General features: G+C 47.4%; 13 protein-coding genes. 7 read left to right on the top strand and 6 right to left on the bottom strand.

Annotated features, from left to right (window positions below; all coding sequences use genetic code 11):
- Positions 1–83 precede the first annotated feature (83 nt).
- Positions 84–470: a hypothetical protein gene (locus QUB39_RS11725; protein WP_333053620.1), complete on the top strand. Its 387-nt coding sequence runs from the start codon at positions 84–86 to the stop codon at positions 468–470.
- A 260-nt stretch (positions 471–730) separates the two neighbouring features.
- Here QUB39_RS11725 and QUB39_RS11720 read toward each other — a convergent pair whose 3' ends face one another.
- On the bottom strand, positions 731–1135 hold the full coding sequence (locus tag QUB39_RS11720) for a BON domain-containing protein (RefSeq protein ID WP_333053619.1): 405 nt from the start codon (positions 1133–1135) through the stop codon (positions 731–733).
- A gap of 435 nt (positions 1136–1570) precedes the next feature.
- Here QUB39_RS11720 and QUB39_RS11715 point away from each other — a divergent pair, with 435 nt between their 5' ends.
- The 3 genes from QUB39_RS11715 to QUB39_RS11705 all read left to right on the top strand — a co-directional run bounded on the left by QUB39_RS11715 (position 1571) and on the right by QUB39_RS11705 (position 7192).
- Entirely contained in the window at positions 1571–4285 is a 2715-nt protein-coding gene (locus QUB39_RS11715) for a cation-transporting P-type ATPase (RefSeq protein WP_333485066.1), read from the top strand.
- Between the two features lie 297 nt (positions 4286–4582).
- Complete coding sequence (locus tag QUB39_RS11710) at positions 4583–5110, top strand: hypothetical protein (RefSeq protein WP_333053617.1); 528 nt, start codon at positions 4583–4585, stop codon at positions 5108–5110.
- 450 nt (positions 5111–5560) lie between these two features.
- Complete coding sequence (locus QUB39_RS11705; RefSeq protein WP_333053616.1) at positions 5561–7192, top strand: sodium:proton antiporter; 1632 nt, start codon at positions 5561–5563, stop codon at positions 7190–7192.
- On the opposite strand, the gene QUB39_RS11700 is transcribed toward QUB39_RS11705, so the two are convergent.
- From QUB39_RS11700 to QUB39_RS11690, 3 genes are all read right to left on the bottom strand, one after another.
- Positions 7149–7865 (bottom strand): TrkA family potassium uptake protein, encoded by a 717-nt coding sequence (locus QUB39_RS11700; RefSeq protein ID WP_333053615.1) that lies wholly within the window; start codon positions 7863–7865, stop codon positions 7149–7151. The genes QUB39_RS11705 and QUB39_RS11700 overlap by 44 nt on opposite strands.
- A 205-nt stretch (positions 7866–8070) precedes the next feature.
- Positions 8071–8352, bottom strand: a complete 282-nt coding sequence (gene gatC, locus QUB39_RS11695) for an Asp-tRNA(Asn)/Glu-tRNA(Gln) amidotransferase subunit GatC (RefSeq protein ID WP_006635952.1) — start codon at positions 8350–8352, stop codon at positions 8071–8073.
- Positions 8353–8590: 238 nt separating this feature from the next.
- Positions 8591–9112, bottom strand: coding sequence for a photosystem I assembly protein Ycf3 (locus QUB39_RS11690; RefSeq protein WP_333039118.1), 522 nt, complete (start codon positions 9110–9112; stop codon positions 8591–8593).
- 630 nt (positions 9113–9742) lie between these two features.
- Between QUB39_RS11690 and QUB39_RS11685 the strand changes: the two genes are divergently transcribed.
- Positions 9743–11056: a hypothetical protein gene (locus tag QUB39_RS11685; RefSeq protein WP_333208882.1), complete on the top strand. Its 1314-nt coding sequence runs from the start codon at positions 9743–9745 to the stop codon at positions 11054–11056.
- A 191-nt stretch (positions 11057–11247) separates the two neighbouring features.
- On the opposite strand, the gene QUB39_RS11680 is transcribed toward QUB39_RS11685, so the two are convergent.
- Positions 11248–11472, bottom strand: coding sequence for a hypothetical protein (locus QUB39_RS11680; protein WP_015174403.1), 225 nt, complete (start codon positions 11470–11472; stop codon positions 11248–11250).
- A 334-nt stretch (positions 11473–11806) separates the two neighbouring features.
- A complete protein-coding gene (locus QUB39_RS11675; protein WP_333208884.1) occupies positions 11807–12982 on the bottom strand; it encodes a SpoIID/LytB domain-containing protein in 1176 nt (391 codons plus the stop codon).
- A gap of 264 nt (positions 12983–13246) precedes the next feature.
- Here QUB39_RS11675 and QUB39_RS11670 point away from each other — a divergent pair, with 264 nt between their 5' ends.
- The gene (locus QUB39_RS11670) at positions 13247–14185 is read left to right on the top strand and encodes a ribonuclease Z (RefSeq protein WP_333053612.1); all 939 of its coding nucleotides are present in this window, start codon (positions 13247–13249) and stop codon (positions 14183–14185) included.
- 404 nt (positions 14186–14589) lie between these two features.
- Positions 14590–17406, top strand: coding sequence for a preprotein translocase subunit SecA (gene secA / locus QUB39_RS11665; RefSeq protein WP_333053611.1), 2817 nt, complete (start codon positions 14590–14592; stop codon positions 17404–17406).
- Positions 17407–17772: the final 366 nt, after the last annotated feature.

Below are 17772 nucleotides of genomic sequence, written 5' to 3'. Positions count from 1 at the left end.
CAAATATAGCAATCCTAAATCATTGGTGAATTTCTTACTCCCTCCCCTTGATAAGGGGAGGGTTGGGGTGGGGTAAAAAATTTATGTGGCAGGTTACTAAACGTTGGCTAAAAGCATCAGGCGCAGAGTTTTGGTTGCCATTGCCGTTTGTGGCGATCGCGTTTTGGGTTTGCTCTAGTTTCCTAATGGCTCAAGAATTACAACAACCCCAGATAGTAAAGAATAAACTTCAGGCAGATACCCAGCTTAAAGCAACGGTGTCTGTCAATATATTGCTGATCAACGCGGTGATTAACCGAAAACAAGGAACCACCCAGGTTGCGGTAGAAACAGCAGAACCCATTTTGAAGCGATTGGAATTAGAATTGCCAATGACTGACGCAACCCAGATAGAGGCAGCGATCGCGCAAGAACTCCAGTTATCACGTCAAAATGTTCGCCAGTTAGTCCGTTACGAAATTGTTGAATAAGTTTAGTGTTTCAATATTGCGATCGTATCCAGTAGACCTCTTGCAAAAATCCTTTTCATCAATTGATGGGACGGGCTATCCGGCCCATCCCACAAGAGTTATTTTTTTTTGTGGGACGGGCCGGATAGCCCGTCCTATTTATTTTTGCGATCGCATCCAGTCAAATAAGGTTGCCAAATCCATAGGTTTCCTGGCTGGGATCGAGCAATTCCTCAAGCACCAAGAAGCGTCCCATACTCTTGCCGCTTGAGGATTAATAACTACTGAGTAACGATTTCGTTAGTGATGGAAACATTCGCTGCAGTTTGCCGAGCAATTTGTTCTGCCAATGCTTTTTGTTCGGCCGTTTGAACGCGCCCTGTTAACACAATCGAATTATCCCGATCGTCTGCGTCCAAATCGAACGGCTTGAGGGTGGTATCGGAGTCCAAGGCATCTTCTACGCGATCGGCAATATCGTCAATGTCTTGATTTTGAGGCGTCTGTGCGGTCGTGGTTGCAGGCGCTGGAGTGGTTGGAACAGTCGTATTTCCAGTGGCAGTTGTGGGAGCAGAAGTAGATGGAACAGTTGTCTGTGGAGTATTGGGGGAGGTGCAAGCACCTAAACCCAAAATAGCAACAGTGCTGACGCTGATTCCTTGCACCAATAGCTTTAATAATTGCATATTCTTTGTTTGTTTGTTTTGTTTGTTGTGAAACGCAATTTTGCCGATAAACCTCAGCATGAAGTCTTTGAGGATTTGAACTCAATATAGCCTTTCGAGCTCTCCTATGAGGTACTCATGGGCATAGGCCTCCGTGGGCATAGGGCATACCTCACTTTTTTGAGAACTCGTATAAGTAAATGTACCATAGTTCATCCATCAAAAGTAATGCTTTTTACAACCCTTTTAATAAAAGGTAACAATAAATCAAATCGAGTGAACTAAGGTTGGCAAGTTTATAAGTTATCTTAATCGGTTCTCTGCCTAAGTATAGGGAGCAAATGTGATCCAAATGTGAGTAACAGAAATCAGTCGCTCACTTTTCCCTCACTTTCATCAATGACGCTAGAAACAAGACGAAATAACAGATAAGCAGTTGGCTTGACAAGAAACGTTATGACTGCAACCAATGTAGAAAAATTAGTAGAACACTCTTGGCATCACATTTCTGTCGAGAAAGTGGCTCGGATTTTAGAGACTGACCTGGAAATAGGTCTATCTTCCGACGTGTCAGCCGAACGGCGCGAAATCCTCGGCCCCAATCAACTAACGGCTCAGAAGCCGCAAAGTGCCTGGTTGCGATTTTTTCAGCAACTGAATCAGCCACTAATCTACATTTTGTTAGCTGCTGGGATAGTAACAGCATTTCTGAAAGAGTGGATTGATTCAGGGGTAATTTTGGGGGTTGCTCTGACGAACGCCACCATTGGTTTCGTTCAAGAGTCAAAGGCAGAGAATGCGATCGCCGCTTTAGCAAAATCTGTTGCAACTGAGGCAACCATTCTCCGCAACGGTCAAAAGCAAGTGGTTTCATCCAGTGAACTGGTTCCTGGCGATCTCGTCTTGCTGTCTTCTGGGGATAAAGTGTCTGCGGATCTGCGGCTGATCGAAGTCCGTGACTTACAGGTGGATGAGTCAGGATTAACGGGAGAATCTGTCCCGGTTCAGAAGCAATCCCAGGCGCTAGAGGCAGACGCTGCACTGGCCGATCGCACGAACATGGCGTATACAGGAAGCCTGGTAACGTTTGGACAAGGACGCGGACTCGTCGTCAGCATTGGTGACATGACCGAGACGGGACACATTTCCCAACTCATGCAGCAAAGTACCACACTGGAAACCCCACTGAGTCGCAAAATTGACAAATTTAGCCAAACCTTGCTCTATGTCATTTTAGGTTTGGCTGCCTTCACCTTTGCTGCAGGCATTGCCCAGAGATTTTCTTGGGTTGAGGTGTTCAAGGCATCTGTGGCGCTTGCCGTCAGCGCAATTCCTGAAGGCTTACCCGCGATTTTAACGGTGACACTGGCGATCGGGGTTTCCCGGATGGCAAAGCAGCACGCCATTATTCGCAAACTTCCGGCAATTGAGACGCTGGGGAGCACCACCGTGATTTGTTCTGACAAAACCGGAACCTTGACTGAGAATCAAATGACTGTTCAAGAGATCGATGCCGGTGGAAAGCGATATCGGGTTAGCGGTGGAGGATATGCACCAGACGGGGAAATTTCTGTAAATGGACATTCCGTTGACTTAACCAATGCACCTGCCTTATATGAATGCCTGCAAGCAGGACTTTTGTGCAACGATTCGCATCTAGAAGTGCAAGATGGAAACTGGACTGTAGTCGGTAGTCCAACGGAAGGGGCGCTGGTTGCGGTAGCCCAAAAAGCGGGGTTAATTACTGAGAAACTGGAGGAATCGCTATCCAGGCTCGATACACTGCCGTTTGAATCTCAGTTTCAATACATGGCAACCTTACATGACGATCGTCCAGAACGGTTGATTTATGTCAAGGGTTCGATCGAGGCAATTCTCAAGCGGTGTCACCAGATGCTCGATGAAGAGGGAGAGGCGAGATCCCTCAACGCCGCGCCGATCGAGGAAACTGTGGACAGAATGGCGAAAAAAGGGTTACGAGTTCTGGCACTTGCCAAGAAAGTTGTACCCGCTTCTCAATCTTCAATTGACCATTCTGATATTGAGCAAGGGTTAACTTTTCTGGGGTTGCAAGGCATGATCGACCCGCCTCGCCCCGAAGCCATTCAAGCGATTCAAGCCTGTCGATCTGCAGGAATTCAGGTCAAGATGATTACGGGCGATCATGCCAAAACAGCAGCAGCGATCGCGCACCAAATGGGACTAAATCAAACCCAAGAGGCTCCCGTTTTTACCGGTCAAGAACTCGCTCAAATGAATCAGCAGCAATTCGCCAATGCTGTTGAACAAAGCTGCGTGTTTGCTCGTGTCGCACCAGAGCAAAAGCTCCGCATTGTCGAAGCACTTCAGTCTAAGGGCGAGATTGTGGCGATGACTGGAGATGGAGTTAACGATGCTCCCGCCCTGAAGCAAGCTGACATTGGGATAGCGATGGGTATTACAGGCACCGAAGTTACAAAAGAAGCAGCGGATATGCTGTTGACAAACGACAACTTTGCTTCGATCGAGAAAGCAGTTGAGGAAGGGCGCACGGTTTATAAGAATCTGCTGCGGGCGATCGCCTTCATCCTGCCCGTGAATGGTGGAGAATCCATGACCATCTTGATTGCCGTACTTCTGGCAACCCCGCTACCCATTTTGCCAGTACAAATTCTCTGGCTGAATATGGTCAGTTCAGTGGCGTTGAGCTTACCGTTGGCATTTGAGCCGCCCTCTCCCGATGTCATGCAACATCCACCTCGACCGGCAAATGAACCGCTGCTGTCTCGCAGGCTGACGGCTCGCATTCTGACAGTTTCAGTATTTAACTGGATTGCGATCTTTGGGATGTTTGAATGGATCGTCCAAACCACAGGTAATGAAGCTCTAGCCCGGACGATGGCAATTCAAGCATTGGTGGCGGCCGAAGCTTTTTACCTGTTAAGCATCAGTCGCTTCGTTCCGGCGATCGTCGCCAAACTACGCGGTAAAGATGAATCAGTTGGGTATGCTGTGGCGATCGGCATTGGGGCTATTTTCATTCTCCAATTCCTGTTTAGCCAATGGGGCATTATGAATCAGTTATTCAACACTGAAGCTTTGAACCCAATCCAAGGCTTAATTTGTATCGGATTCGGACTGCCAATGATTCCTTTGTCAGCTTTGCTAAAGCGTTTTGCACCTCTGAATTAATACTAAATCCTGGTTTGTCATTCTGTAGATCGATCGGCGGTTAAAACCGCTTCTATACAAACACAGTCTGCCTGCGCCGACTAAAGAATAACAGAATCTCCAAACCCGGATTCGGTATAAGTAGATCGATCGGCGGTTAAAACCGCTTCTATACAAACACAGTCTGCCTGCGCCGACTAAAGAATAACAGAATCTCCAAACCCGGATTCGGTATAAGCAGTTTTTGTGATGCGGTCATTCAAAGCGGCTTTACACACTATTTACCAATTTTGTAGCGTTGAATATTGAATATTTATCATGACTTCCCAAAATCTCAAACGTGCTAGCGGCCTATTTACTAATCATCGAAATGTAAAGCAGGCGCTTGTTGAGCTAAAAAGCAGGGGCTTCCCCATGCACAAGATTTCAGTGATTGCTAAACCTTCTGACAATAATGATTTGGACTCTCTGGGGGTGCAGCAAATTGTAATCACAAGAGCAGCAGGCGCACAATTAGGCGCGATATACGGCAGCATACGACTAGGTGCACTAGCCTTAATTGTTGGACTCAGCAGCCTGCTAATTCCCGGTATTGGTCAGGCATTAGCGGTGGAAAGCCTTTTAGCAACTTTCGCTGGAAGTGGGATTGCTGCAACTGCTGGCGGTCTATATGGCGCACTTCAAGGATGGTTGGTGCCAGAAGAACAAGCAAGAATTTACAACGACAGATTTAACCAGGGAGATTATTTGATCGTCATGGAGGCAAGAGAAAATGAGATCGTGATTGCTGAACCTGTCCTTAAACGTTGGGAGATTCTGACGTGGCGTGTCTGTGATGCCACATAAATTCAAGGTAAGAAAGGACGATTACCTTCGAGGAATTTATTCCCGCGAATCAGAACGTCCAAAAATAGTCCTAATTTTGACTATTGATGACTTTGGGCGATCGCTCTCCTATTCCTCACAGATGGCTCGACAACTTCCATTACTCGCCGATTCGACAACCGCGATCGGGTCTGCCATGCTTCAGAAGAGACTGTTCAAAAAAGAAAAGCCAGCACAATTAAGACGAATTAGCATTTTGTAAGGGTTGGGAAATTATCCAGAACTCTACCAAAAAAATTGCACTCTAAAAACGCCCCTAGCGCCCAACCAACCCAGACATCCTGTTTCAGCTTCATCGGCATTCATCCAAATACACCACATAAATTGCAGTTCCGCCTACAGCATAGTGAACCGTTTCCTGTAGACTAAAACCGTAGTTAATCTGTCAATTTCTGTGAGGAAAACGAATTTATGACAGGAATATCGGCGATCGAGTCGATTGTAGCGCAAGCACCTCCCTTGGGCAGCGATCCTGCTACAAATAGCCAAACTGCAGGAGTTATTTCTGAATTGGTCATCATCTTGATCATTCTGCTGCTGATTGCAACTGTTGTGGCACTCGTAACCCAACGGTTGCGAATTCCCTATGTGACGGGCTTAGTGTTAGCAGGGTTGCCCATTACGGAGGTATTGTCGCGTCGAATAGGTTTAGACCCATCTTTAGTATTAAATCTTTTTCTACCAATTCTGATTTTTGAAGCAGCTATCAATACTGATATCAGCCGTCTCCGCAGCACCTTTAAGCCGATCGCCCTGCTGGCGGGCCCAGGCTCGATCTTTTCCTCAGCAATTATCGCTATTCTGGTTAAATTTGGGCTAGGACTAGACTGGATTCCGGCGTTGCTGATCGGAGTCATTCTGGCAAACACTGATACAGTCTCAATGATCGCGGTTTTTAAAGAGATTCGTGTGCCTTCCCGGCTATCCACCATCGTGGAAGGAGAAACCCTGTTCAATGATGCGGCTGCCCTGGTTTCATTCAATTTGATTCTAGTCGTTTATGCTACAGGTTCTCTTACCGTCGTAGGAGGACTTAAGGAACTGCTCGTGGTTGCCTTGGGTGGGGGACTCGTGGGTGTCATCTTAGGTTACTTGAGTCTGCCGATATTTGTTCGATTAAATGACCCGTTGAGTAGTCTCTTGCTGACCGTGGCGCTGGCGTTAGGAACATTCCAAATCGGGCAATTTTTGGGGGTATCCGGTGCGGTGGCGGTGGTGATCGCCGGACTTATTTTTGGCAATCTGGGGCTTTCTCGCACTACATCAGCCTCGGATCGAATTACGCTACTGAGCTTCTGGGAGTACGCTGGTTTTGGGGTCAATACATTTATTTTTCTGCTGATCGGCATTGAGATTAACCCGCTGACACTGTGGAGAATTTTGCCATCCATTCTGTTCGTTATTTTGGCGTATCAACTGGCACGGATTCTCTCGGTTTATCTGTTGTTAGCGGCGCTGCGGTGGTTCGATCGTCCGATTCCCCTGCGCTGGCAGCACGTTCTGTTTCTGGGAAACATCAAAGGCTCACTCTCGATGGCACTGGCGCTTAGTATTCCTCTGGGATTGACAGGACGAGATAACATCATTGCGCTGGTTTTCGGTGCAGTTTTATTCTCCTTGGTCGGACAAGGATTAAGTTTACCCTGGCTAGTAAAACGGTTACAAATTAGCCGTGTTTCTGATGTAATGCAGGAAGCAGGGCAGTTACAAATTCAGTTGATTGCTTCCAAAGCGGCTCAAGATGAGCTAGATAGTTTGCTGAAATCTGGCGTGTTGCCGAAGGCAGTTTACGAGGAATTATGGGCATCGTATCAAGCACGAGTAGCGCACTCTGAGCGAGTGCTGCGCGATCTCTACAATCAACATCGGGCCGGGCAAGTACAGGGCGATCGCAGCGGGCTAGATACGATTCGACGGCGATTGCTTCTAGCAGAAAAAGGAGCAGTTAGCGATGCCCTCCGCAAGCGAATTGTCCCAGAGGATCTGGTTCATCCTTACATCAAAGATTTGGATGAGAAACTTCTAACGTTGGCAGATGACTAGCGCGAATGCCGAGGTAATCAATCATTTGGTGAACTAGCTCTGGACGGGTGACGACCAAGATGGTAGAACCTGCTTCAAGAACAGTATTGCCGTTTGGAATCTCCAGATTGGCGCAGGCATGGCATTGATAACCAATAATCAGCGAACCTGTTGGAAAACGGGGGTCTTGAGCAATTTGAGCAACGGTGCTACCTGCCACCTTGCAATCGCCTGGAACTGGCAGCTTTAGTACCTCGACTTGCCCGTGTTCAAAGTGCATCATCGACTCGATTTGGGGATATTCAATCGCATTCGCCATTGATGCAACTGCCAAATCAATAGTGCTGATGATGTGACTGGCTCCGGCAAGTCGATAGGCTTCCAGGAATTCGCGATCGCGCATTCGCACCACAATATGGGAAATGCCATAGCTTCTGGATAGGGTGATCAGCGCTAAATTCAGTGCATCATCCCTGAGTGCTGCAACGACTGCGTTTGCTTGTTTAATTCCCGCTTCCAGAAGAACCGTTGTACTCACCGCACTGCCTTCAAATGCCATTACTCCGATTTTTTCACGAGCAAAGCGACAGGCCAGCGGGTCGGCATCGATGATGGCAACCGTATGACCGACTTTTAATAGCTGCTGGGCTAAACCCAGCCCCATCATTCCTGCTCCACCAATTAATACGTACATGACTATTTGTCACCCCAAGAATGAACGTTACAGATTTATCCCTATGAGTGAGATTGTTTTGGGTTTTTATCAGTTTAATCTGGTGGGGTGGCTTATACCGGGCTTACTTATTACCTGTTCCACACTTAGTTTAATCTGCTTGTGTGGTTGGCATGGGAGCCAGCCCCACAAGTGATTTTCCTCAGTTAGCTACGCAGCGGGAACCCTACATAATCTTAGGCACTTTGAAAAACTCCCCATCGCGATCGGGAGCTCCCTCCAAAATACTTTCTCCCTTAGCAAAAGGTTGCAAATCGTCCGATCGCATTACATTACTAACATCGATCGCCCGCGTTGTCGGCTGCACCTTACTCGTATCCAGTTCGCTCAACTGCTCGAAATAATCCAAAATACCGTTAAGTTGACCAGTAAACTGCTCTTCTTCTTCCGGCGTTAATTCCAATCTCGCTAAATTCGCTACTTTCCGAACTTCTTCTCTGTCAATCATAAAAATCTGTAATTGGAAATTGGGAATTGGGAATGGGGAATGGGGAATGAGGAATGGGGAATTGGTTATTAAGAACAATAACAAACAACAAACATATGGCAATCCTCGCATCATTTGTGAATTTCTTACTCCCTCCCCTTGATAAGGGGAGGGTTGGGGTGGGGTAAAAAGTTTACGACTCCTGCATGGATTGCTATAGAACAAATAACTAATGCCCCATGCCCCATGCCCATCCTAGTTAAAAATACACATCAATTTGCGATCGGCCTGTCGTCTTCAGCCAATTTTGCACTTCAATGTAATTGTTTGGGGCCAAGCGAATAGCCTCCTTCCAATAATCCGCAGCTTTATCAAACAGCCCTTCCGCCCCTTCAATATTGCCAGCTTCCTTTTCCTTTTCCCCTTGATAGTGGTAAATTACAGCAATATTATTCAGTGCTTGTGGCATTCTCGGATTGAGATCCAAAGCCTCGCTGTAATATTCCAAAGCTTTATCGTGTTCGCCGTTGCTAGTATGGATCAGCCCCATATTGTACAAGACATAACTGCGATCGTAAGGATCTTCCTCCAGCTTCAGCGCTTCATGATAATTGTCGAGCGCTTCAGCATATTCGCCATCTGCTTGAGCTGACATACCATCCCGGTAATAAGCAAAAGCTTCCTTCGCCTGCTTTTTAGCCGGCATAATCTTGAGGATGATATCAGCCATTACCGTGAAACTTTTGTCAATAAAGTTATCGTTGCGTTGAGTTCTTGGCATATGCGATTCTTTGGTTAGTGGCTAATCAGAAAAATTAGCCTGTAAAGTTTTCCTATTAATAATTGCGCCACTGTTGTAGTGGGCCGTTGTGTTGAGGGCGCTAAAAAGTTTAGTCGATCGCACCTGCGAACCTTAAAACACGCCCTTGGGTTTAACACCCGCGCAAGCTCTATCTATTTTATATAAGTCTTGCAAGACTGGCAAAAAAACTAGATTTCTTTAACATATCTCTGGCACTCTACACAAAACTTACAAAAACCCGCGCCGAAGGGAAAAGTTATGCTGGAGGGTGCAGGGGCGACCCTTTTCTATGGCTTTCGTTCGGATTGCTTTGCTAACGCCAACGGGCGATCGCACACCGTACCTTACTAACTGTACCCATAATCCCCCCTCCTTGACCCTCAGAGCAAACAAGCAAATAGCCTGCCGAGAAGAAATTCAATCACAAAGTTTTATTAAGTTATCCGAGTTCAGCCCATACTTAAAAGTTATTCGGCAAAACACTAGCAATATTTGGCCCCAAAGTCAAGGGCAGCCTCAAAAAAAATCAGAAACGCGATCGCCAAAACCAGCTCGAATTCCCGCAATATATAATAAAAATAACCGGGTAATTTTCACAGAGAGAAACCTATGGCTCCGAATCCCACCATTATGCAAGCCGTCGAACAACTTGGCTACCGCGTTACGGTTGGAGACGTGGCGGCAAAAGCTGGATTAGATGTCAATTTTGCCCAGCGAGAACTGTTAACCCTCGCCTCCGAAGCAGGTGGCAACCTGCAAGTAGCAGAATCCGGCGACATTGCCTACCTATTTCCCAAGAACTTTCGAGATATTTTGCGAAACAAATTCTTGCGATTGCAGTTGCAGGAATGGTGGCAAAAAATCTGGCGCATTTTATTTTATCTGATTCGGATATCTTTCGGCATAGTGCTGGTAGCTTCTATCCTCTTAATTTTTGTTGCTATCACGATTTTACTCTCCAGCGGCGATAGCAATAACAACGGGGGCGGCGGAGACGGTGGTGGCGGGGGCGGCAGAGGCGGCGGCTTTTCCTTTTTTCCCTACTTCTGGAACGACTTAATCTGGATATTTTACTGGAACCATGACCAACCATACTACCAGCAGCGATCGCGCTTAACTGGCCAAAAACCCCAGATGAGTTTTCTAGAAGCAGTTTTCTCCTTTCTCTTTGGAGACGGCAACCCCAATAACAATCTAGAAGAGCGCAAATGGAGCGATATTGCCGCTGCAATTCGCAACAACCGAGGCGCCGTCGCCGCCGAACAAATTGCTCCATATCTAGACAATCTCGGACAAGGATACGCCCGAGAATACGAAGAATATATGTTACCGGCTCTCGCCCGTTTTGACGGCCGCCCCGAAGTCAGTCCCGAAGGGCAAATAGTCTACCATTTTCCGCAATTGCAAACCACAGCCACCGAGAGAAATTCTGAACCAGTAGCAGCTTATTTGCGAGAAATGCTGTGGCGTTTCAGCAACGCCAGTTCCGGCAAAATCATGCTCGCAGCAGGGTTAGGAGCCGTCAATCTTGTCGGTGCGTTAGTTTTGGGGAATCTATTAACTAATAATTTAATCGCAGGTGGATTTATCGGTTTCGTCAGCGCTGTTTATCCCATGATCCTGATTTATGGCGTCGGATTTCTCGCAATTCCTTTAATTCGCTACTTTTGGATTCAGTGGAAAAATAGCCGGATAGAATCCCGCAATCAAGAGCGTCAGCAGCGAGCAATGTTATTAAACGAACCCGATGCCAACTTACTCAAAAAACTGGCATACGCCCAGGAATTTGCAGCAGAAAACGTTCTGACTGGAGAAGACTTAGCTTATACAACAGAAACAGAATTAACCCAACAAGAACTAGAACAGTCACCCAAAATAAATGCCGAGTGGCAGCGCCGGATCGATCGATCCGAAAACTTGTAATACGAATGAAAAAAACAGTTGTTTGTTGTTAAGTTAGGTTGCTAAAATCTTGCACCCTTTTCAAGAATAGACAGAATGCCTGTTCCACAATAAAATATCTTTGTTGGGGAACGGGCTTTTAGCTGGTGGCTAAGAATTATGGAAAATATCAATCTTTATGGATGTCATAATTTTTTCTAATCCGAGTTTTATTAAATAAGCTTAGGGCGTTTAAAAATTAAACAATTTTGGTCATACTTCGAGTCATGATCCAGAGCCACAAGTTCCCATCCTTCCTCCCCCAAATGATTGACAAATAGATGCAGCGAGCCTTGTTTCCAATCTCGCTGTTCTTCACCGTTTACATATAAACTAATCAGCTTGTTTCCAAAAGGATACATATTCGCATCCACAAATAAATACTCCCACTTTTGCATAGCAATCCTTAATGTAGTTAGTCATTAGTCATTAGTCATTAGTCATTAGTCATTAGTCATTAGTCATTAGTCATTCCCAATTCCCAATTTCCAATTTCCAATACTTCGGCTACGCGGTTTCTGGCCTGCCACTACGCGGTTCCCGATCGTAGTCGAAGGGCCGTACAAGTTCCCAATTCCTTGTATTCAGGACACGGAAGTCAGAGATACAGGAATAGTTGTTTTTCCGTTCTTCCTTCTTCCTTCTTCCTTCTTCCTTCTTCCTTCTTCCTGACATCCGTTACATCCGTTACATAATCCGTTGCCGAACTTCTTTCTTGCCCACTCCCAGCAGTTACTGGACTGCAATTCTAGCCAAAGTAGCACCTCGGTAATAGTGCAACAAAATTTGCTGGTAGCCGTATCCTTGTCTGGCCAAATTGTAGGCACCCCACTGGCTCATTCCTACAGCATGGCCGAAACCTTTGCCAGCAACTTGAAAACCGGTAGGAGCTTGGCCGCTGTTCCTTGAGTTCCCACCGCCCCCATATTGAGGAATCACGGTGAACCGCGTACTCCTCAAATTTAAAACCCGGCGTAAATCTGCGCCAGTCATGACCCTAGAACCGCCATCTCCGACTACTTTCATCCTCAAAACGCTGCCGTGAGCGGTAGTGCGTTCTGGCTTCATCGAGATCACATTGCCCACGCCAGAAATCTTACTGCTGATTTGAGCGCGAGAAAAATTTTCTTTCCATTGATAAACCGGGGCCCCTTGGTCGAAGTCAGGAACAGCACGCAGGTAAGGCAGAGGTTCCGTCCAAACATCCTCGACATTTTCAGTATGTCCCCCAGAGGCAGAGTGGAAAGCGGCTAAAATAATTTGACCGTTGTAGGCCAAAACTTGACCGGCGGTTGCATCGACTGCGGAATAAGTGCCAGAAGATTCTGTTTGCAGTCCTTTGTAAACTTGGGAATACTGAGTGCTGTCCACGTCGTAAAGGTCGGTTTCGCTTTTGAGGCGCTGGTGGATAGCGTAGGAACGGGCGGCGACTGCTTGGGCTTTCAAAGCCTCTTGAGGCCAATTGCCACTCATCTCTGCGCCGAGAACGCTGTAGAGATATTGTTCGATATTGACGTAGTTGATGGCAGTCAAGCCTCCTTTTTGGGGAACTAGAAGGGTGCGTCCCCGATACCAACGATCGCCAATCCAGACATAACCGTTCCCCGTCGGCTCGATCCAAACTTGGTTGGCGGCCCAGCGACCAATTGCCACTGTTCCCGATCGAAATTGAGCCGACTGAGAACTGTTTGCCGGCAGTTCGCCCAAATTGCGCCCGCTACCGTCGCGGATTGCAGCCTTAGTAGAACTGCCGACTTTTACCTGACTGGCCCCGTCTTGTACCGCCACTCGCAAGATCAGTGCGGCCTGTGCTGGGGCTACCATTGCCAGCCAAAACAACAAGGAAATCCAAAAGTAGCGTTTTTTTAATGTCGAAAGAACGGAAACAAAGAATACTCCTGACTGCATTTGAAAATTTTCCTCCTGTGCTGTGTGAGTTTAAGAATTTTTAAGGGAAGGGAAGGGAAAAAGGAAGGGGAACGGAAGAAAGAAAACGTTAGAATTGGGTTTGGCACTCTGTGCGCTTGTCGAAAATGATTTTAGCAAGTAGATGTTCCCAGGAACAGCGATTTATCCCGGTTCCTGCCTGCGACTATTTCCTGTATGTCGGATCAGCCGCACTCTGGATATATGTAACATATTTTTTAAGACTTAATTGAGGTGATTTGACTCTTGCAGATTACATTTCTCGGAACTAGCTCCGGCGTACCCACGCGATCGCGCAACGTTTCCAGCATCGCCCTCCGCTTGCCCCAGCGAGCGGAACTCTGGCTGTTTGACTGCGGCGAAGGAACTCAGCACCAGTTTCTCCGCAGCGAGCTCAAAGTCAGCCAACTAAGCCGCATTTTCATCACTCACCTGCACGGCGACCATATTTTCGGCTTAATGGGTTTGCTGGCTAGCTGCGGTTTGGCGGGGAATGTCAAGCGCATCGATCTTTACGGGCCTCCGGGACTTGAAGAATATTTGCAAGCTGGCGTTCGCTATTCTCAAACTCATTTTTCTTACCCGGTGAAGGTACACAAAATCCATGAGGGAGTTATCTATGAAGATGACGAATATATTGTTAGTTGTGGCCCTTTGAAGCACCGAGTTACTGCTTTTGGTTATCGCGTAACTGAGAAAGATCGTCCGGGACATTTTGATGTAGAAAAAGCGAAGGCAGCGGGCATTCCTTCCGGGCCAATTTACGGGGAGTTAAAACAAGGAAAGACGGTAAAGTTAGAGGACGGGCGAGAGTTTAAAGGTACTGATTTTTGTGGCCCGGATCAAGTCGGGCGGAAGTTTGTTTACTGTACCGACACGGTTTTTTGTGACGGGGCCGTGGAATTAGCAAAGGATGCTGATTTGTTGGTGCATGAAGCGACTTTTGCTCATCAAGATGCTCAAATGGCCTTCGATCGCCTGCATTCGACTTCCACAATGGCGGCTCAAGTGGCTTTGATCGCTGGGGCGAAACAGCTAATTATGACGCATTTTAGCCCGCGTTACGCTCCGGGGAATGCGATCGTCCTGGATGATTTGCTAAAGGAAGCGCAGGCTATTTTTCCGAATACGAAAATGGCCTATGACTTTTTGACTTACGAAGTGCCGAGGCCTGTTTCAAACTAGGGTTAATCTGACCTGAGATGTTACAGCTTTTTCCATAAGGGCGATCGGGGCGGGCTCTGGGGCCCACCCAACAAAAACATTAATCTATTGTAAAACAGGCCGAAAAGCCTGTTGCTGAAATTAATCCAACAAAAACATTAATCTATTGTGGAACAGGCTTTCGCACCTGTTACGCCCTGCAATTGTCAATAAGCACATATACCTGAGCTGCGATCGCGACCCACCTTCACCAACTTCAATCTAAAATCTAAAATCGAAAATCTAAAATCGGTCGATCGCCCCCAGCGACGGCCCAGGAGACCCAATGGTTGCTACAATCGGGGAGGGTATATGTTGTGGCTAACACTACAGCCCGTAACCCTGAAAGCTAATAGCTAAATTATTAAAAATCTGCCTCTCCTGCCATGTTTAAAAATCTGCTAGGCGATCCCAACGCGCGCAAACTGAGAAAATTTCAGCCTTGGGTAGCTGATATCAATATTTTGGAAGAAGACTTCCGCGCACTCTCAGACGACGGCCTCAGAGGAAAAACGGCCGAGTTTCAACAACGTCTGGCAAAAGCTAAATCTATCAACGAAGAAAAAGAGATCCTAGACGAAATCTTGCCGGAAGCTTTTGCAGTGGTGCGGGAAGCGGGACAGCGGGTTTTGGGACTGCGCCACTTTGATGTCCAACTCCTCGGCGGCATCATCCTGCACAAAGGCCAAATTGCCGAAATGAAAACCGGTGAGGGCAAAACTTTGGTGGCGACGCTACCGGCTTACCTCAACGCCCTCAACGGTAAAGGCGTACACATCATCACCGTGAACGATTATCTCGCAAGGCGGGATGCGGAATGGATGGGACAGGTGCACCGCTTCCTGGGATTGACTGTGGGACTGATTCAGCAGGGCATGGATCAGGTGGAACGAAAGAAAAATTATAACTGCGATATTACCTACGCCACGAACAGCGAAGTCGGCTTTGACTATTTGCGCGACAACATGGCTACTGTCATGGAAGATGTAGTGCAGCGTCCTTTTAATTTTTGCGTGATTGACGAGGTTGACTCGGTGCTGATTGATGAAGCACGGACGCCTTTAATTATTTCCGGCCAGGTGGAACGCCCCAGTGAGAAGTATATCCGGGCGGCTGAGGTGGCTGCTGCTCTGAGAAAGGAAAATGAAGAACATTACGAGGTTGACGAAAAAGCTCGGAATGTGCTATTGACCGATGAAGGCTTTGGTGAAGCTGAGCGGTTGTTGGGTGTTACGGATTTGTACGACCCGGCTGACCCTTGGGCGCATTACATTTTTAATGCGATTAAGGCGAAGGAATTGTTTATTAAGGATATTAACTACATCGTCAATGCCGATCGCGAAGTGGTGATTGTGGATGAGTTTACCGGGCGGGTGATGCCGGGACGGCGCTGGAGTGACGGTTTGCACCAGGCGATCGAAGCTAAGGAACGGGCGGAAATTCAGCCGGAAACTCAGACGCTGGCGACGATTACTTATCAGAATTTCTTTTTGCTTTATCCGAAGCTGTCGGGGATGACTGGGACGGCGAAGACTGAGGAGACGGAGTTTGAGAAGATTTACAAACTGGAAGTGACGCTGATTCCCACTAACCGGATTACCAGCCGTACTGACCTTTCGGATATGGTTTATAAAGGGGAGCCTGGGAAGTGGAATGCGATCGCCCAAGAATGCGGGGAAATGCACGAGATCGGTCGGCCGGTGCTGGTGGGCACTACGAGTGTGGAAAAGTCGGAGTTGCTGTCGCGGCTGCTGCAGGAGAGGAAAATTCCTCACAATTTGCTTAATGCTAAACCGGAAAATGTGGAGCGGGAATCAGAAATTATTGCTCAAGCCGGACGCAAAGGCGCTGTGACGATCGCGACCAACATGGCGGGACGCGGTACTGATATTATTTTGGGCGGTAATTCTGAGTACATGGCGCGCCTCAAGTTGCGGGAGTATTTTATGCCCCGGATTGTGCAACCCGAAGATGAGGACGGGTTTTCGCTGGTGCAAGTACCCGGTATTGGCGGCCGCCCCGCACCTCAAGGTTTTGGTCAAACTGCGAAAAAGGTAAAGTCTTGGAAAGCTTCGGCGCAGATTTTCCCGACGCAGCTATCGAAAGATGCCGAGCAAATGCTCAAAGCGGCGGTGGAATTGGCGGTGAAGGAGTACGGGGAGCGATCGCTCACGGAATTGCAAGCCGATGATATCGTGGCTATAGCTTCGGAAAAAGCGCCGACAAAAGACCCCGTAATTCAAAAATTGCGGGAAGCTTACAATTTAACTCGCAGGGAGTACGATGCTTTTACCAGCACCGAACACGATGAAGTCGTGCGGTTGGGAGGCTTGCACGTCATCGGTACCGAACGCCACGAATCGCGCCGGATCGACAATCAGTTGCGCGGCCGGGCGGGACGCCAAGGAGACCCGGGTTCTACGCGGTTTTTCTTGAGTTTGGATGACAATTTGCTCAGGATTTTCGGCGGCGAACGGGTTGCCGGTTTGATGAAGGCTTTCGGTGTTGAGGAAGATATGCCGATCGAATCTAAAATGCTGACTGGTTCCCTCGAAGGCGCTCAGAAAAAAGTCGAAACCTACTATTACGATATCCGCAAGCAGGTCTTTGAATACGACGAAGTGATGAACAATCAGCGTCGAGCAATCTATGCGGAACGTCGCCGAGTATTGGAAGGTTTGGACTCCAAGGAACAGGTAATTAGGTATGCCGAACAGACGATGGACGACATCGTGGGAGCATACATCAACCCCGACTTACCTTCGGAAGAATGGGAACTCGACAAACTTGTGAGCAAGGTGAAGGAATTTGTTTATTTGCTGGCTGACATGACACCGGATCAGCTAGAAGATTTGTCCGTTGAGGAAATTAAAACTTTCTTACACGAACAAGTCCGCAACGCTTACGACATGAAAGAAGCGGAAGTTAATGCAATCCGAGCTGAATTGATGCGCGATGCGGAACGGTTCTTTATTTTGCAGCAAATTGATACTTTGTGGCGGGAACATTTGCAACAAATGGATGCTTTGCGCGAGTCGGTAGGGCTGCGCGGTTACGGCCAGAAAGACCCGTTAATCGAGTACAAAACTGAAGGTTACGAGCTGTTTTTGGACATGATGACGGATATCCGCCGCAATGTGGTTTATTCGCTGTTCCAGTTCCAGCCGCAGCCGGCAATGCAAGTTTCACCAGAGATGGTTTGACGCAGTTGAAAATTGAAGGAAAATGAGATCGCGCAGTCTCCACCCATAATCTTTGATTTGGGTGGGGTTAGCGATATGCAACCAATAAAAGCGAACCAACAATCGTCTGAGTCAAAACTCTCATCTGTTTCTGCCAAGAAGTCTGTTAAGAAAAAGGGCGATCGTGCCAGAAAGAAGTTATATCAAATCCGGTTAAATCGGAATCATGCAGTATAGAGTAGTGCGAGCGTCTCGCTCGCACTGACCATCCAAATATATAAATAATTCCGTTCCAACCGGAAACGATATTAGCCATTAAAGAAGCTAGAATACATCAGAAAATAGCTCCGTCTGGCTCATCCCATCACTATATCGGAAGCCCCAACC

The organism is Microcoleus sp. AT8-B5, assembly GCF_036705565.1.
Taxonomy (GTDB): Bacteria; Cyanobacteriota; Cyanobacteriia; order Cyanobacteriales; family Microcoleaceae; genus Microcoleus.
This window is presented reverse-complemented; position numbering and strand designations above follow the sequence as displayed.

Bases quoted from the DNA above. Each gene is read 5' to 3' on its own strand.
- QUB39_RS11725 (WP_333053620.1), top strand. From the start codon at position 84: ATGTGGCAGGTTACTAAACGTTGGCTAAAAGCATCAGGCGCAGAGTTT.
- QUB39_RS11720 (WP_333053619.1), bottom strand. From the start codon at position 1,135: ATGCAATTATTAAAGCTATTGGTGCAAGGAATCAGCGTCAGCACTGTT.
- QUB39_RS11715 (WP_333485066.1), top strand. From the start codon at position 1,571: ATGACTGCAACCAATGTAGAAAAATTAGTAGAACACTCTTGGCATCAC.
- QUB39_RS11710 (WP_333053617.1), top strand. From the start codon at position 4,583: ATGACTTCCCAAAATCTCAAACGTGCTAGCGGCCTATTTACTAATCAT.
- QUB39_RS11705 (WP_333053616.1), top strand. From the start codon at position 5,561: ATGACAGGAATATCGGCGATCGAGTCGATTGTAGCGCAAGCACCTCCC.
- QUB39_RS11700 (WP_333053615.1), bottom strand. From the start codon at position 7,865: ATGTACGTATTAATTGGTGGAGCAGGAATGATGGGGCTGGGTTTAGCC.
- gatC (WP_006635952.1), bottom strand. From the start codon at position 8,352: ATGATTGACAGAGAAGAAGTTCGGAAAGTAGCGAATTTAGCGAGATTG.
- QUB39_RS11690 (WP_333039118.1), bottom strand. From the start codon at position 9,112: ATGCCAAGAACTCAACGCAACGATAACTTTATTGACAAAAGTTTCACG.
- QUB39_RS11685 (WP_333208882.1), top strand. From the start codon at position 9,743: ATGGCTCCGAATCCCACCATTATGCAAGCCGTCGAACAACTTGGCTAC.
- QUB39_RS11680 (WP_015174403.1), bottom strand. From the start codon at position 11,472: ATGCAAAAGTGGGAGTATTTATTTGTGGATGCGAATATGTATCCTTTT.
- QUB39_RS11675 (WP_333208884.1), bottom strand. From the start codon at position 12,982: ATGCAGTCAGGAGTATTCTTTGTTTCCGTTCTTTCGACATTAAAAAAA.
- secA (WP_333053611.1), top strand. From the start codon at position 14,590: ATGTTTAAAAATCTGCTAGGCGATCCCAACGCGCGCAAACTGAGAAAA.